Source organism: Pseudomonas sp. AMR01, assembly GCF_041946035.1.
Taxonomy (GTDB): domain Bacteria; phylum Pseudomonadota; class Gammaproteobacteria; order Pseudomonadales; family Pseudomonadaceae; genus Aquipseudomonas; species Aquipseudomonas antarctica_B.
The window spans coordinates 17,136-33,188 of sequence record NZ_JAUTYR010000049.1 but is presented as its reverse complement, the minus strand read 5'-3'; the positions used below and the strand labels follow the sequence as shown (position 1 = coordinate 33,188).

Sequence of the window (16,053 nt, the reverse complement as noted above, 5' to 3'; positions counted from 1 at the left end):
GTTAGCCGCGCTGGGCCAAGGATGGCCCATCGCGGCGGCCCACGCTCCAAAGCCGGAGTGAGGGCACACCGAGCCTAGGCGAGGTGCCGAGTGGTGGGGCGGAGCGTTTTTGGTTACTTTTTGCGCTCTTCTTCAAAAAGTGACCCGCTGTAAGAGCGGAACCGATTTCAGCCGTGACCCAAATAACGGATATGTACCCAACCAACCGCCAGATCAAGCATTCCCAGCCAACCTCAACCGCGCAGCCTGAGTAAAATCCAACATCCGCTTCAACGGCCGAACCGCATGCGGAATCACCGACGGCTCAACAAAAATCTCATTACTCCCCTCACGCAAACACTGCAACGTACGCTCCAGCGTATTCATCGCCATCCACGGACAATGCGCGCAACTGCGGCACGCCGCGCCGTTACCCGCCGTAGGCGCCTCAACAAACACCTTATCCGGACACAACTGCTGCATCTTGTAAAAGATGCCCCGGTCAGTCGCCACGATAAATGTCTTGTTCGGCAACCGCTGCGCCGCCGCAATCAACTGGCTGGTAGACCCCACCGCATCCGCCAACTCGATCACCGCCGTCGGCGATTCCGGGTGCACCAAAATCGCGGCGTCCGGGTACAGCGCTTTCATGTCCTCAAGCTGCTTGGACTTGAACTCCTCATGCACAATGCACGCACCGTCCCACAACAACATATCCGCACCGGTCTGGCGCTGAATGTAAGTGCCCAGGTGCTTGTCCGGCCCCCAGATAATAGTCTCGCCGTTGTCCATCAGGCTTTCAACGATCTCCAGCGCGCAGCTGGACGTCACCACCCAGTCCGCCCGGGCTTTGACCGCCGCCGAGGTGTTGGCGTACACCACCACCGTACGCTCGGGATGCTGATCGCAAAACGCCGAAAACTCCTCCACCGGGCACCCGAGGTCCAGTGAGCACGTGGCTTCCAGGGTGGGCATGAGGATGCGTTTTTCAGGCGTAAGAATTTTGGCCGTCTCGCCCATGAAACGCACACCGGCGACCAATACGGTCTTGGCCGGGTGGGCGGCGCCGAAGCGCGCCATTTCCAGGGAGTCAGAGACGCAGCCACCGGTTTCTTCGGCCAGGGCCTGAATCACCGGGTCACAATAGAAGTGGGCGACCAGCACCGCATCCTGAGCTTTAAGCTCGGCAGCGATGGCGGCACGCAGGTTCGCCTCTTCGTCGGCACTGAGCGCCTTGGGCTGCTTGGCGTCGAGGTGGGCTTGAACCAGAAGGCGTTCGGAAATGTGCGTCATGTTCGCAAGACCTGCAGGCGCAGTTGCGCGAAAGTCGAGTGTACCACCGGCTCTGGAGCCCTTCGGGCGCCGCCGGACGAAGTGAGTGTGTTCATCAAGCACGGGTGAAGCTGCGCAAGGCTACAGAATATCGAATAGATTCAAAAGCCTAATCTGGCATCCAGGCGCACGCCTGTCGGGCAAAAAAACGGGAAGGCCCCGTGATGAGCCTTCCCGCTTTCATGGCGCGCAACCTCAGTGCATCAGTACAGCGGGATAGTCATGTAGCAGCACCGAATCCTGCATGGCCGCCAGGGCGTCCTTCAAGGTTGATTGCTCCAGCGCGTCCTTGGACTTTTTAACCTCCTGGGCTGCGTGCTCCAGCAACGCCAGGTAGTCGCGTTTGGACGAGCCATCTTTCGGCTCCACCGTGTCTGACACCAACTGGGCCATCTCGTACTTCTGGGTCCGAGTGTTCTGCACCGCCGACTGCGACACAGAAGCACTCGCCAGTTGGCCATCCTTATAGGAGAAGCTCGCGGTGCTGCTGGCCTTGTCCTGCACTTGCACATACAGGTAGTTCTGCGATTTGCGGGTACCATCCAACACCGGTGGCTCGCCACCGCCGAGGCTTTTGTGGAAGTTTGCCGACAGCACCGACTGCTGGTTCTGGGTCACGCTGCGGTCCGCGCTGCTGCGGCCATTGACCTGGGTCTTCTGCGACACGGTGTAGGAGAAGCTGTCGACTTCCCTAGGACGCATTGCGTTGGACGCACCGACGGCCTGCTTGATCGAAGCCTTGAAGTCCGCCAGCCCTGTCAGCAAACCTTTGTCGGTCGGGTTGTTGCTCAATGCATTCGTTGCGCCAGCGCCTTGGGGATAGTGGCTGTTCATGGCGCTGAACGCATCCTTGAACATCGCCATCAAATCAGCATTGGCACTACCGCGCTCTTGCACCCGGTCGAACTGGGCGAGGTAGGTTTTCATCGCCTTGGCCTGCTGTTTGGCGTCACCCAGGATTGCGCTGTTTTTCAGGTCCACAGACAGGTCGACGTCGCCGGCCGGGCCACTCATACGTGTGGTGCGGCTTCGGCTGTCGGCGTGGAACGCCAGGCTAAGGTCCTCGTCCGCCTGGTTTTTGACTTTGGCGTTGAGGTCCACCGACGCCAACACGCTGGTGTCGAACTGGGTCAGTTTGCTCAGGTCGAGTTTCGGCGGCAAGGCGGTCAACCCATCGACCGACGTCTGGAACGCCGCCCCCAATTGGCCGACGGCTTTGAGTTCATCCGCGGTCAAATCGCCGCCGTCGACGGTGGCCTGCACGCCCAAGCCGTGTTTCTGACTAAACAGGCTGAACGTCACCGTCTTGCCGCTGGCGGTCTTGATGCTGAGGCTGATTTGGTTGTCGGCCTTGCTGTGCAACACCGCCTGGTCGGCCTTGATCCCGCCCGTATCACCGGCACGCTCTGCCGTGGTGTTGAGCACCGATTGTGAAATCCCCGCCCCACCGCCCCCGGTGAACTGATCCACCAACGCAGCACCGAGGCCGCTGTAACGGCTGGCCGTGGAGATTGAACCGAAGCGTTGGCTGATCGCCTGGGTGACTGCGTCCTGATTATCGTTTTCCCAGGCCCACACGGTTTCGCGGCCGGGGATCTGCCCGTTTTTGGAATAGAGATCGATAACGTCGGCCATGGGATTTCCGAGGCTGACCACGGAAGACGGTCGGGCCGGTGAGACGTCGAGGGTGTTCGCAAGCGCTGCCGGCGGTGAGGTCGTGGCGGCGCGAAGAATGAGGGGATTGATCGCGATGATCGGCGTTAGCGTAGTCATGACAGTCCGTGTCCTAAAAGCTGATTAGCCTTCAATCTAAACAAGACACGCCGCGATTGACAGCATTGAGGTCAAAACTTACGGCAAAGGACCACGCCAAAAAACCGGCCCTTTGCCGTTATCCACAGGTCAGAAGCGGTAAGTCACCGAACCACCAAACCCATTGGCGCTGTTTTCATACTTGGCGTCGTAGGTCAGCGCCAGCTGAGGGTTGTTGTCGCGAACCTTGATCGGCTCTTCCTTCAAGTAGGAGTAGGCCACGTCAAAGGTCAGGTTATCCACAGGCGTCCAGCCAGCACCGAGGCTGAACACGGTGCGGTCGCCCGTGGGAATACGCACGGAACGATCGGTATTGTTGGTCGGCGTCTGGTCCACGGAGAAGCCCGTACGCAGCACTAATTGCTTGTTGAGCTGATACGACAAGCCGATAGCGTGGGACCAGGTATCGTGCCAGTGCTCTTCCTCGGTAATGGAGCCCAGGCCTGCCAGCTGAGCGGCAAGGTCGGACACGCCGCTGTTGTTCACCGTGATTTTCTTCAACTGGCTCCAGCGGGTGTAGGTGCTGCCCACGTAGAGAGTCAGGGCATCGGTCAACTGGTGCGTGACCGAAAAGTCCACCGAGGACGGGGTGGTGACGTCCAGCTTGGCGTCATAGCGCTGAGGCCCACCGTCCAACAGGTTGGAAAGCACGCCCGAGGCGTCGGTATGACCGCTCAGGTGATAGACCACTTGCGAATGGTAGGTGAAGCCGACGCGGGTACTGTCCAGGGCCTGCACCAGAACGCCGGCATTGAAGCCCATCGCGGTGTCGTCACCCTTGATCTTGACGGCTTCCGTGCCCAGGCCGAACGCCGGGACTTTGGAGTCGAGTTCGCCATTGATCTTGTTGAACGTCGGGCCGAAACCTACCGAGACTTTGTCGTTGAAGGCATAGCTGACGGTCGGCTGCACGGTCGTGACCTGAACCTTGCTCTTGTTGCCAAACCCATTGCCCTGGAAGCTGTGTTCATAGTCCGTCACCAGCCCGAACGGCGCATAGATACCCAGGCCAAACGCCCAGTGCTCGTCGATCGGCGTGACCAGATAACCCATCGGCACGGCAATGCCGGGGACCATGTCGCCCTTGTTGGTGCCGGGGTTGTCGACGCCGCCCTGGGAAGAGCTGGCGTCCTTGATAGTTGTTTTAGCGTCGAGGTAGGTCGCCCCGATGCTCACTTCATTGTGCTTGAGGCGGGACATACCCGCCGGGTTGCCGAACACCGTGCTGGCGTCGTCGGCCGAGGATGAGCGACCGGCGTAGCCTGTACCCATCGAACTGATGCTTTGTTCGTTGAGGGCAAAACCACCGGCGAACAGCGGTGTGGAGGCGAGCGAAATAGAGAGCGCCAAGGCGCCTTTCAGAGTTTTGTTATTCATTATTAGGACTCGAATTATTGGGCAGCGATGAGAAAACTACCAACGATCGAGCGAGGCGATTATGAAGAGTTTTTCATTCAGTGGGTTGTCCGACAAACTCATGTATTTCAACGACTTTGCCGGCTGGGTTGTTATTCGTTATGACTTTTTAACCTGATTATGACCGGTGAGTTTCAGCTACATGGACCTGTCAATTTCAGCGCGCTGTTTTTGTCATTACTTCGTCGAGAAAGACGAAACGCCATCGGGATAAATAGGCGTCGACCATTACCGGCAAACATTTCTAAATGTTTCTTCATAAAGCCAAATCGTCATTAAACAGACATATATCAGGAATTAAATCGTCACGTCTTAGACAGGTGGACCCTTCCACTTACCCCTTCCCTTGAGGTGTTGTCGTGATGTTGCCGAGCAAAAAAAGTCTGTCTGTTTTGTTGACCGCCCTGTGCCTGAGCGGCGTGGCCCACGCCACCGACGTTACCGGTGCAGGCTCCAGCTTCGTCTACCCGGTGCTGTCCAAGTGGTCGCAGGACTACAGCAAGAACTCCAGCGACCGCATCAACTATCAGTCGATCGGCTCGGGGGGCGGTATTGCCCAGATCAAGGCGGCCACCGTGGACTTCGGCGCCTCTGACGCGCCACTTTCGGCCGAAGACCTCAAAGCCGGCGGCCTGGGCCAGTTCCCCAGCGTGATCGGCGGCATCGTGCCGGTGATGAACGTCGAAGGCGTGACCGCTGGCCAGCTGAAACTCGACGGCGACGTGCTGGCGAAGATCTTCCTCGGCGACATCAAGGCCTGGAACGACCCGGCCATCGCCGCCCTCAACCCGGGCCTGAACCTGCCGGTGGCGAACATCACCGTGGTGCACCGCTCGGATGGCTCGGGTACTTCGTACAACTTCACCAACTACCTGGCCAAGGTCAGCGACGCCTGGAAAACCAAAATCGGTTTCGGCACCACCGTGCCGTGGCCAGTGGGTGTGGGCGGCAAAGGCAACGAAGGTGTTTCGGCCTACGTGAAGCAGATCAAAAACTCCATCGGCTTCGTGGAATACGCCTACGCGCTGCAGAACAAAATGACCTACACCCAACTGAAGAACGCCTCGGGCAAGTTCGTCTCGCCTAACGCCAAGGCCTTCCAGGCGGCCGCTGACACCGCCGACTGGGCCAGCGCCAAAGACTTCAACCTGATCATGACAAACGCGCCAGGCGAAGGCGCATGGCCGATCACGGCGACCACCTGGATCATCATGTACAAGCAGCCAAAGAATGCCGAGCAAAGCCAGGCGGCGTTCAGCTTCTTCAAGTGGTCACTGGAAAAAGGCCAGCAACAGGCTGCCGCACTGGACTACGTAGCCCTGCCGGACTCCCTGGTGACGCGAATCGAAGGTTACTGGAAGTCTGACTTCACTCATTGATTCGCCCTACGACCGCCTTCCCCGGTGATCGAGGAAGGCGGTGAGCACATCTGATATGAACGACACCGTGCAACCGCTGGTTATGACTACTCACGCGAGCGACACCCGCAGCGACACGCGCGCCGCCCGCGATCAACGCCACGATCTGTGGTTCAAGCGCTCGATGTTCGGGGCTGCCATGCTGGTGCTGCTGTTGCTCGCCAGCATCGCGGCTTCGACGCTGTGGGGCGGCAGCCTGGCATTCAGGACCTTCGGCTTCGACTTTATCACCAGCACCGAGTGGGATGCGGTCAACAACCACTTTGGCGCTGTAGTGCCGATCTACGGCACCCTGGTGACGTCATTTCTGGCGTTGCTGATCGCCGTGCCAGTCAGTTTTGGTATCGCAATTTTTCTCACGGAAGTCGCGCCGCCATGGTTAAAAATGCCGGTCGCCTCGGCCATCGAATTGCTCGCCGGAATTCCCTCGATCATTTACGGCATGTGGGGTTTGTTTGTATTCGGGCCGTTTATGGCCGAGTACCTGTCGCCCTACATCAATGACTACCTCGGCGCCCTGCCCTATGTTGGCTCGCTGTTCCAGGGCCCGCCGCTGGGGATCGGCATGCTGACCGCCGGCATCGTGCTGGCGGTAATGATCATGCCGTTTATCACCTCGGTGATGCATGAGGTGTTTCGCAGTGTGCCCACGCAGTTGAAAGAATCGGCCTACGCCCTCGGCAGCACTACGTGGGAAGTGGTGTGGGACATCGTCTTGCCCTACACCCGCTCGGCGGTGGTCGGCGGCATCTTTCTCGGCCTGGGACGTGCCCTCGGCGAGACCATGGCGGTGACCTTCGTGCTGGGTAACGCGCAACAGTTTTCCGCCTCGCTGCTGATGCCGAGCAGTTCGATCGCGTCGGTCATCGCCAACGAGTTCAGCGAGGCCTACACCGACTTGCATCGCTCGGCGCTGATCGCCCTGGGCTTTCTGCTGTTTATCGTGACGTTTGTGGTGCTGGCACTCGCGCGACTGCTGCTGATGCGCCTGTCCCGCAAGGAAGGTCTATGAACGTCAACGAACGTCTTTATCGTAAACGCGCGCTTAAAAATGGCGTGGCGATGTTCCTCAGTTGCGGCGCCACAGCCTTTGGTTTGCTGTGGCTGGCGTGGATTCTGCTGACGACCATCATCAACGGCTTTCAGGCGCTCAACCTGCGCCTGTTCACCCAGATGACCCCGCCGCCCGGCACCGAAGGCGGGCTGGCGAACGCGTTTTATGGCAGCGCGCTGATGTCAGGCATCGCCTTGCTGATCGGTACGCCCATCGGATTAATGGCTGGCATCTGGCTGGCAGAATTCGCACGGTATTCGCGCCTGGGTACCACGGTACGTTTCATCAACGACATCCTGCTCTCCGCGCCGTCGATTGTGCTCGGTTTGTTCGTTTACACCGCCGTGATCCTGCCGCTGAACCAGCTGACGAATCATCAGGTGGGGTTTTCTGCGATTGCCGGTGCGCTGGCCTTGGCCTTGCTGGTGATTCCGGTGGTGGTGCGCACCACCGATGAAATGCTTCAGTTGCAACCCTCGACCATGCGCGAAGCCGCACTGGCCCTCGGTGTACCGCAATGGAAGCTGACTCTGCAGGTTGTGCTGCGAGCCGCAAAGGCCGGCGTGGTCACCGGCATCCTGCTTGCCCTGGCCCGCATCACCGGGGAGACCGCGCCCCTGCTGTTTACCGCGTTCGGCAACCAGTTCTGGAGCAGCAACCTGCTCAAGCCGATTGCCAGCGTCCCTGTGGTTATTTTCCAGTACGCCATGAGCCCGTTCGACGACTGGCACGCCCTCGCCTGGGCCGGTGCGCTGGTCCTGACGCTGTTCGTGCTGGTACTGAGCCTGGCATCTCGCCTGATCCTTTTACGCAATAGGTCTCACTGATGGACGCCACTGGCATTGATCCTGACAAAACCAAAATCCGTGTGCGTGGGTTGGAGTTCTTCTACAACAACCAACGCTCCCTGAAGTCCATCGACATCGATATTCCGGAAAAACGCATCACCGCGATCATCGGCCCCTCGGGCTGCGGCAAGTCCACGCTGCTGCGCGTGTTCAACCGCATCTACTCGATGTACCCCAAGCAGGAAGCCCGTGGCGAAGTGCTGCTCAACGGTGAAAACATCCTCGCCCCCGGCTATTCGATGAACCGCCTGCGCAGCCACGTTGGCATGGTGTTCCAGAAGCCGGTGCCGTTTCCGATGTCGATCTACGACAACATCGCCTACGCCGTGCGCCACCACGAAAAACTCTCGCGCCGTGAAATGAACGACCGCGTCGAGCAAGCGCTGCGCGGCGGCGCGTTGTGGGACGAGGTGAAAGACAAACTCAACCAGAGCGCGCAAAGCCTTTCCGGCGGGCAGCAGCAGCGGCTGTGCATTGCGCGCACCATTGCGCTGCGGCCACAGGTGTTACTGCTGGACGAACCAACCTCGGCGCTCGACCCCATCTCGACCGGGCGCATCGAGCAATTGATCACCGAATTGAAAACGCAATACACCGTGATCATCGTGACCCACAACATGCAGCAAGCCGCGCGGGTGTCGGACAGCACCGCGTTCATGTTCATGGGGGAATTGATTGAGCATGGCAAGACGGACCAGATCTTTACCGCGCCGAAGATGAAGCAGACGGAAGATTATATTACGGGGCGGTTTGGCTGAGTGGGCGACACCATTTTGAAACGAAAAAATCAGAATATCTCACTTGCGTGAGTATTCCGATTTTTTTAAAACCAACCTAAAACGGCGTATATCTTATATGCGTAATATCTAGAAAGCAGCGCCTATACACCCACGTCTCAAGTGCTCATCTAAACAGCAGCGCCCTGAAGAGAGAATTTTATCTCCTTAGCTTTACCCGGCTCTCCGACAACCTGCTGTTTACCGACTATTGAGTTTTTGTACCTGCCATATAAACCCTCACTTTTGATTGTGCCTACCTTCACATCACCCTTGTCATCGGTAGTAAAGGGTGCAAAAAAACTACCTTCGGTAGCCGCAATCTGCGAGCTTCTATTTATTTTTGCACCGTATTGTTCGACAAACCCTGTTTCGCTACCGGCCAACGCCACCTTCTGATCGACATGAAGATCTTTGAGATGCTGTTTGGGCCCTGGATTATCGACATTCGTGACATCTTGAATGAATGCTCTCAGGATCTGGGGGTCTGCAGGATCGCGTTCGATTGAAAGGTTATACTTATTTCCAAACTTGAAATCCACCATTGTGCTATTGCTGGCCCCCGTGGTTCCGTCAAACTCGGCACGGCCTTGTGGCGCTTTGAAATTGGGGCCATATCCTGAAAAAATAATCAACGCCTTGCCATCCCCGCGTGGCTGCATACCAATATAGCCGCGCGCAAGATGTGTACCTTTCTCGGTATTGAGCCCGAACACCATCGCGTAATAAATGCCTCCATCCATGGCACTTTTTCTTTGTAGGCCTTCGTCGATAATCATTGGAAATGTAATGTTGCTTAACCCTGGACTCGGCGCGTCAAGTGCGTACTTGACAGAAAACAGACCATTGGGAGAAGTAGCCTCTTTCTTAATCTCGAGTTTTGGGTCGCTCACTTTATCAAGTATCGAGGTGTCGGTGGTCATGCCAAGTGAAGTGGGCGTTACACCAGCATTACTTCTCAAGCTAGGAGGTGCCGCGGAGGAAGGGATATCGCTAGGTTGTTGCTCAGTCACTTTAACTGGCTGCTGCGCTAAAGGCTGGACAACAGGCCCAGGCATACTTTGTGAAAAAAATTGCTGGCGATAAATATCCATAATATCTATAGACCCTCTTTGAAAAAGCATTTAATAGAGTTCAAACAGATGAAGGTTCGTGGGCGTGGGTGTAAGGCGTCAGGCGCATTAACAGTACTCACACTGATGAAAGTCCTGAGCGGTGTGCAAAGTCGACAATAGCGGTTGGAGCCTGTCGCTCAATCAGCCCACTCGCGCTGAAAGCAAACCTTACAACGCAACAGTAGATGGCTGACACCAAGCGGGCTGTCAGGAAGAACGCTTAGACCGCCCGGACTTTTCTTAAAAACAGTAACAATCACGGCTGATAAAACTGAAAGTGCCCACCGCTAACGGTACGCGACTGAAACCTTGCGCAGTGAACACTGCTGCACACTAGCCCCGGCTTATTCACCAAGGCTCGTCACCACCAAATCGCAGGCAAAAAAAAACCCGGAAATCCTCACTTGCGTGGGCCTTCCGGATTTTCTAAACCGCCAAATATGGTGGGTCGTGTGGGATTCGAACCTACGACCAATTGGTTAAAAGCCAACTGCTCTACCAACTGAGCTAACGACCCGCTGTGTGGTGGCGCGTATAATACTGATTTCTAAGGATTATTCAACACCTTATTTGAAATAAATCAGAAATAACGCGTTGGGTCCGCAATTGCGGCGTTTTTGAAGCCTTCGGCGCGCAGTCGGCAGGCGTCGCATTTCCCACATGCACGGCCGGAATCGTCTGCCTGGTAGCAGGAAACTGTCTGCGCATAATCGACGCCTAGTCCTACGCCAGCCTTCACGATATCCGCCTTGCTCATGTTCTGCAGCGGCGCCAGGATACGGAAGCCCTGCCCCTCGACACCCGCCCTGGTCGCCAGGTTGGCCATGCGCTCGAAAGATTCGATGTACTCGGGGCGACAGTCTGGATAGCCGTTGTAGTCCAACGCGTTGACGCCGATGAAGATGTCGCGGGCATTCAGCACTTCGGCCCAACCGAGGGCCAGGGACAGGAATACGGTGTTGCGCGCCGGCACGTACGTCAGCGGGATGCCTTCGCTGGGTGCCTCGGGTACGTCGATGCTGCTGTCGGTGAGAGCCGATCCGCCGATGCCATTGAGGTTGAGGCCGATCACCTTGTGTTCGACCACGCTCAGGTCACGGGCCACGCGGGCGGCGGCGTTCAGTTCAGCGCGGTGACGCTGGCCGTAGTCGAAGCTCATGGTGTAGCAGCGGTAGCCTTCGGCACGAACCATGGCCACCAGCGTGGCGGAATCGAGGCCGCCGGAGAGCAGGATGACTGCGCGCTTTTGATCGCTCATCTCAGCGCCCCGGCTCGTCATTCCACAGGTATTTGTGCAGCTGCAATTGCAGGCGCACCGGCAGGTTGTCGGCCACTACCCAGTCGGCGAGGTCACGGGCGTTCAGGTCGTGATGGCTTGGAGAGAACAGCACCTCACCCGCGCGACGGTCGAGGCCGTACTGGATCAGCTTGGAGGCTGCCCAGTCGTAGTCGTCGCGCGAACAGATCACGAACTTGACCTGATCGTTGGGCGTCAGCAGGTCCATGTTCTCGTACAGGTTGCGGTGCGCTTCCTTGGAGCCCGGCGTCTTGAGGTCGACCACACGGCTTACACGCGGGTCTACCGCCGAAATATCCAGGGCGCCACTGGTTTCCAGAGAGACTTCGTAACCGGCGTCACACAGCTGCTTGAGCAACGGGATGGCATTCGGTTGGGCCAGGGGCTCGCCACCGGTGACACAGACATAGCGCGGCTTGAAGCCGGCAACCTGCTCAAGGATGTCATCGAGGGTGCGCACGGTGCCGCCACTGAAGGCGTAGGCGCTGTCACAGTATTGGCAACGCAACGGGCAGCCGGTCAGCCGTACGAATACGGTGGGCAGGCCAGCGGTGCGCGTTTCACCCTGTAACGAGTAAAAAACTTCGGTGATGCGTAATGTGTCTTGCATAATCGCCACGGGCGTAACAGCTAAACAGGCTGTCCGCCTCCGTCAGGCACTTAAAGCGATCCCGCCAACGCGTAGACCGCAAAAAGCGTGTTTCATAAAAGGGCGTGGATTCTAACGAAAAAACCCGCGCCAGGCGCGGGTTTCTTCTAAACGGGAGTGCAGCGCTTACAAGCGTTGCAGATCCCGCTGGGCCAACTGGGCAGCGGAGGTACCCGGGTATTGGGCAACCACCTGCTGCAGAATGCCTTTGACCTTGTCGGTATGACCCAGTCGGCGCTCTACGTCAGCGAGTTTGTACAGCGAATCAGGCACCTTGGCGTGCTTTGGGTAAAGCTGGCTGACCTTGGCAAATGCCTGGCCAGCGCCTTGCAGATCACCCTTGGCCAGGTTGACCTCGCCCAACCAGTATTGGGCGTTGCCCGCGTACTGGCTGTTCGGGTATTTGCGCAGGAAAGCGGTAAAGGCCTGGCTGGCCTTATCGAAATCCTTGGCTTTGATCAGGTCGAAGGCCGCATCGTAATACAGCTTTTCCTTCGCCGGATCACCCGGTTCGCTGCTCGCGGCAGGGGCTTGGCTGGCAGCCGCGGCCCCTGCTGCTGCACCACCGGCGGCCGCAACAGGCGCGCCACCGGCAGAAGAATTATCAGGAGTGGCGGCAGGTGAAACGCCGGCTCCAATACGTCGATCAAGATCCTGGTAACGCTCCAGGCCTTCTTGCTTCAGCTGGTTCACTTGGTTCTGCAAAATCTCAATGGTGCCTTGTTGCTGCGCCAATTGATCCTGCATGCGTTGCAGCTGGTTGAACAGTTCGCCCTGTGCCGAGGGGGCGGCAGTCGCCGGCCCCCCAGCATAGGCGCCGTTCGTGCCATAACCTGCTGGCGGATAGCTGCTCCCGCTATTGTTATAGCCAGAGTTGCTATCTTCCACAGGAACCGCAGCCCACACCGCAAGCGGTGCGAGGCTGAGAGCCAATACAGTTAGAGCACGACGGCACGTTCGCATGACGAATTACTTACGCAGTTCGACGCGACGGTTTTGAGCCCAGGACTGCTCGTCGTGGCCAGTAGCAACTGGACGCTCTTTACCGTAGGAAACCAGTTCCAGTTGGCCTGGAGCAACACCTTGCAGTACCAGGTAGCGTTGAACGGCTTTCGCACGACGCTCGCCCAGTGCCATGTTGTACTCGCGAGTACCACGTTCGTCAGTGTTACCTTCCAGAACAACGCGAGCGCCGTTAGCTTTCAGGTCCTTGGCGTGAACGTCCAGAGCGCGCATGGCTTCTGGCTTCAGGTCCGAACTGTCGTATTCGAAGTAGAAAGTGGTGATAGCGCGCAGAGCAGCTTCTTCGCTCAGGGAGCCGTCAACTGCACCAGTGTTAGCGCCGTAACCAGCGTTTGGATCAACAGCTGCGCCTTCACCGGCATTGTCGCCGCCTTTAGACGAGCAACCAACGGCTACGGACAAAGCCAGAGCCAGAGCAGCAAACTTACCAAACTTCAGCATTTCCATCGTGAAACTCCTAATGAACCCCAGTGTGTTAAGCAATTCTTTTTGTAGCGCCGCGTCAGTTCAGGTAAGGGGACCAGGACGGTTCTCTGACTTCGCCTTGTGCGGTAGGAAGCGGGAGCCTTACGCGTCCATTAATGGACACGAGCATCAAGACTCCCCGGCCCTGCTGGCGGGTGGCGTAGATTACCATGGTGCCGTTGGGTGCAACAGTAGCTGACTCATCAAGGTTGGTATCTGTGAGGATTTTTACCGTTCCACGCTGCAAATCCTGGGCCGCAACCCGGAAATTAGTGAAACCATCCTGACGGTGAATCATCACCAACGTCTTTTCATCAGCCGAAAGCTTAGGGTTGGCGTTGTAGTTACCGATAAAGGTCACACGTTCCGCGCCCCCACCGCCCACGCTCGTTTTATAAATTTGTGGCTTGCCGCCGCGATCGGAGGTGAAGTAGATGGTCGAACCATCCTTACCCCAGAACGGTTCGGTGTTGATGCCCGGGCCGCTGGTGACTCGGCTGATCTGGCGCGAAGCCATGTTCATCACGTAGATGTCCGGGTTGCCGTCTTTCGACAGCACGAACGCCAGGCGCGAGCCATCCGGCGACCATGCAGGTGCACCGTTCAGGCCTTCAAAGTTGGTGATCTGCTCACGACGGCCGGTATCGATGTGCTGGACGAAGATACGTGGGCGACGCTGTTCGAACGACACGTAGGCAATACGCTTGCCGTCTGGCGCAAAGCGCGGCGACAGGATTGGCTCACGCGATTGCAGCAAGGTCACTGCACGTGCGCCGTCGTAATCCGAACGCTGCAAGGTGTAGCGCGTGTTGTCGACGGAGAACCGTTCAGCCGTGACATACAGTAGACGCGTCGAGAAAGCACCCTTGATACCGGTGAGCTTTTCAAACGACTGGTCCGAGATGTAGTGGGCCATGTCCCGCAGTTGTTCGGCGGTGCCCGATACGCTGCCGGTCAAGACCTGCTGCTCGGTGGCCACGTTGAACAACGTGTACTGGATCTGCAGGCGACCGCCGGCCGGCGTAATGTTGCCGACCATCAGGTACTGCGCGCCAACGGCTTTCCAGTCACGGAACACAACTTCGCTGGCCTGGTTAGGCTGGCTGATCATGTTGCCTTTTGGAATCGGTGCGTAGTAACCAGAGTTGCGCAGGTCGTCGCTGACGATCTGGGCCATGTCATCCGGCAGCACGCTGCCGCCCTGCCAGCCGAACGGTACTACGGCGATCGGGGTGGCCCGATCGCTACCGCTGGTAACCAGGATGTTCTTTTCATCCGCCGCCGCTATCCCTGCCATACAGCAAATAACGACAAGCATTCCTCGAAGAAGGTTTCTCACAAGGCTAGATCCTCAGGTGTGAATGTCATCTTGAATGAACGATAGGGAGCGAAGTCGCTTGGTTTCATTCCCTGCATCTCGGTCAACCGGCCAATGTTCTTGACCGCGGCAACCGCCGAACTGTCGAACGAACCGTCACCACTGGACTTGGCCACGCCGACCGAAGTCACCGTACCGTCCGGCAACATGCCGATCTGCAGCACTACTGTCATACCTTTGCGAGCCGAAGGTGGACGTGTCCAGCCTTCTGCTGCCCGTGCCCGAATCAGATCGTCGAAACTGCCCGCGACTTCATCACCACGTTCATCGGCCAAGGCCTGCTGACGCTGAGGCGTGTCGGAAAGCAAGTCTGCCAAGGCCTGGGCCTTTTTCTCTTCGGCGGATTTGCGCGCTGCTTCCTGAGCCTTTTTCTTGGAGGCATCGGCGGCAGCTTTCTTCTTCGCGTCGTCGGCGACTTTCTTCTTCGCCTCGTCTGCTTCGGATTTTTTCTTGGCGTCTTCGGCGGCTTTCTTCTTCGCGTCTTCGACTATCTTTTTCTTGGCGTCTTCAGCGGCCTTTTTCTTGGCCTCTTCTTCGGCAGCTTTTTTGGCTTCTTCTTCAGACTTCTTCTTGGCTATATCAGCCAATTGTTTCTCTTCGGCTTTTTTGGCTTCGGCAGCTTTGTCGGCTTTTTTGGCTTCATCAGCCTTTTTCGCCTCGTCAGCTTTCTTCGCTTCGTCAGCCTTTTTCGATTCCTCGGCCTTTTGAGCCGCGTCTTCTTTCTTTTGTTCCGCAGCAGCTTTCACCGCTTCCTGCTCGACCTTCTTCTGTTCCATCTGTTCGACTTCAGTCTGGCGCGCAGCCGACTTCTGGGCTTCACCCGCAATCTTCTGATTGGTCTGAGTGGTGGCCTGACTTTTCGATTTCAGCTGATACAGGGTCGCCTGCACGATCGGCTTGGCTGGCGGCAGGTCCGGGGTCATGGCAAAGCTGACGAACAGCATGCCAAACACCAGGACGTGCAGGGCAATTGCCCAGACGCTAGGCCAGAAGAAGCTTTCCGAGGCGGACGGCTCTCGCTGTTGCTGCATCAGGGCGCCTCGGTAATCAAGCCAACATTACCCACGCCGGCTTTCTGCAGCCCGCCCATGGCGCCCATGACGGAGCCATAGTCGACCACTTTGTCGCCGCGAATGAACACTTGCGTGTGCTTGCCGCCTTCGTTACCGGACCGGATGATCTTGGTCACGGCGTCGGTCATCTGCGGCAAGGTCATGGCCTTGTCTTGCTGTTTCTGAGTGTCGACTTCGCTGCCAAGGTTCCAGTAATAGGTCTTGTCAGCCTTGATCGAAATGGTCAGGACCTGGGTGTTGTTGTCCTGCGGCAAGGCTTCGCTGGAAACCTTGGGCAGATCAACCTTCACGCCCTGATTGAGCATCGGCGCGGTCACCATGAAGATAACCAGCAGCACCAGCATCACGTCGATGTAAGGCACTACGTTCATCTCGGCGACCGGCTTGCGCTTTTTGCGAGCTCGAGCGATTAAAGCCA

The 16,053-nt window shown here is 57.6% G+C and carries 15 protein-coding genes and 1 tRNA gene; 4 read left to right on the top strand and 12 right to left on the bottom strand.

The window, feature by feature from the left end; translation table 11 throughout:
- Positions 1-213: 213 nt before the first annotated feature.
- From nadA to Q7C20_RS24850, 3 genes are all read right to left on the bottom strand, one after another.
- Positions 214-1,272 (bottom strand): quinolinate synthase NadA, encoded by a 1,059-nt coding sequence (gene nadA / locus Q7C20_RS24860; RefSeq protein ID WP_348061187.1) that lies wholly within the window; start codon positions 1,270-1,272, stop codon positions 214-216.
- A gap of 234 nt (positions 1,273-1,506) precedes the next feature.
- Positions 1,507-2,946: a lactate dehydrogenase gene (locus Q7C20_RS24855; protein WP_375070920.1), complete on the bottom strand. Its 1,440-nt coding sequence runs from the start codon at positions 2,944-2,946 to the stop codon at positions 1,507-1,509.
- Between the two features lie 267 nt (positions 2,947-3,213).
- Entirely contained in the window at positions 3,214-4,500 is a 1,287-nt protein-coding gene (locus Q7C20_RS24850) for an OmpP1/FadL family transporter (protein ID WP_375070918.1), read from the bottom strand.
- Positions 4,501-4,901: 401 nt separating this feature from the next.
- Between Q7C20_RS24850 and pstS the strand changes: the two genes are divergently transcribed.
- The 4 genes from pstS to pstB all read left to right on the top strand — a co-directional run bounded on the left by pstS (position 4,902) and on the right by pstB (position 8,617).
- Positions 4,902-5,918: a phosphate ABC transporter substrate-binding protein PstS gene (gene pstS / locus Q7C20_RS24845; protein WP_375070917.1), complete on the top strand. Its 1,017-nt coding sequence runs from the start codon at positions 4,902-4,904 to the stop codon at positions 5,916-5,918.
- Positions 5,919-6,000: 82 nt separating this feature from the next.
- On the top strand, positions 6,001-6,969 hold the full coding sequence (pstC, locus tag Q7C20_RS24840) for a phosphate ABC transporter permease subunit PstC (protein ID WP_375070919.1): 969 nt from the start codon (positions 6,001-6,003) through the stop codon (positions 6,967-6,969).
- Positions 6,966-7,838, top strand: coding sequence for a phosphate ABC transporter permease PstA (pstA, locus tag Q7C20_RS24835; RefSeq protein ID WP_375070916.1), 873 nt, complete (start codon positions 6,966-6,968; stop codon positions 7,836-7,838). The genes pstC and pstA overlap by 4 nt, the downstream gene beginning before the upstream one ends.
- Complete coding sequence (gene pstB, locus Q7C20_RS24830; protein ID WP_348061194.1) at positions 7,838-8,617, top strand: phosphate ABC transporter ATP-binding protein PstB; 780 nt, start codon at positions 7,838-7,840, stop codon at positions 8,615-8,617. Before pstA ends, pstB begins: the two co-directional genes overlap by 1 nt.
- 149 nt (positions 8,618-8,766) lie before the next feature.
- Here the strand turns inward: pstB and Q7C20_RS24825 are convergent, their stop codons facing one another.
- The 9 genes from Q7C20_RS24825 to tolR form a co-directional block, all read right to left on the bottom strand.
- Positions 8,767-9,729: a hypothetical protein gene (locus tag Q7C20_RS24825; RefSeq protein ID WP_375070915.1), complete on the bottom strand. Its 963-nt coding sequence runs from the start codon at positions 9,727-9,729 to the stop codon at positions 8,767-8,769.
- A 462-nt stretch (positions 9,730-10,191) separates the two neighbouring features.
- Positions 10,192-10,267 (bottom strand) — tRNA-Lys (locus Q7C20_RS24820).
- A 63-nt stretch (positions 10,268-10,330) separates the two neighbouring features.
- Complete coding sequence (gene queC / locus Q7C20_RS24815) at positions 10,331-11,008, bottom strand: 7-cyano-7-deazaguanine synthase QueC (RefSeq protein WP_375070914.1); 678 nt, start codon at positions 11,006-11,008, stop codon at positions 10,331-10,333.
- Between the two features lies 1 nt (position 11,009).
- Complete coding sequence (queE, locus tag Q7C20_RS24810; RefSeq protein ID WP_375070913.1) at positions 11,010-11,657, bottom strand: 7-carboxy-7-deazaguanine synthase QueE; 648 nt, start codon at positions 11,655-11,657, stop codon at positions 11,010-11,012.
- A 165-nt stretch (positions 11,658-11,822) separates the two neighbouring features.
- The gene (ybgF, locus tag Q7C20_RS24805) at positions 11,823-12,659 is read right to left on the bottom strand and encodes a tol-pal system protein YbgF (RefSeq protein ID WP_375070912.1); all 837 of its coding nucleotides are present in this window, start codon (positions 12,657-12,659) and stop codon (positions 11,823-11,825) included.
- A gap of 6 nt (positions 12,660-12,665) precedes the next feature.
- A complete protein-coding gene (gene pal / locus Q7C20_RS24800) occupies positions 12,666-13,166 on the bottom strand; it encodes a peptidoglycan-associated lipoprotein Pal (protein ID WP_003209827.1) in 501 nt (166 codons plus the stop codon).
- Positions 13,167-13,221: 55 nt separating this feature from the next.
- A complete protein-coding gene (tolB, locus tag Q7C20_RS24795; RefSeq protein ID WP_152745290.1) occupies positions 13,222-14,502 on the bottom strand; it encodes a Tol-Pal system beta propeller repeat protein TolB in 1,281 nt (426 codons plus the stop codon).
- A 17-nt stretch (positions 14,503-14,519) separates the two neighbouring features.
- Entirely contained in the window at positions 14,520-15,593 is a 1,074-nt protein-coding gene (tolA, locus tag Q7C20_RS24790; protein ID WP_348059515.1) for a cell envelope integrity protein TolA, read from the bottom strand.
- A complete protein-coding gene (gene tolR / locus Q7C20_RS24785) occupies positions 15,593-16,045 on the bottom strand; it encodes a protein TolR (RefSeq protein ID WP_161630238.1) in 453 nt (150 codons plus the stop codon). Before tolR ends, tolA begins: the two co-directional genes overlap by 1 nt.
- Positions 16,046-16,053 lie beyond the last annotated feature (8 nt).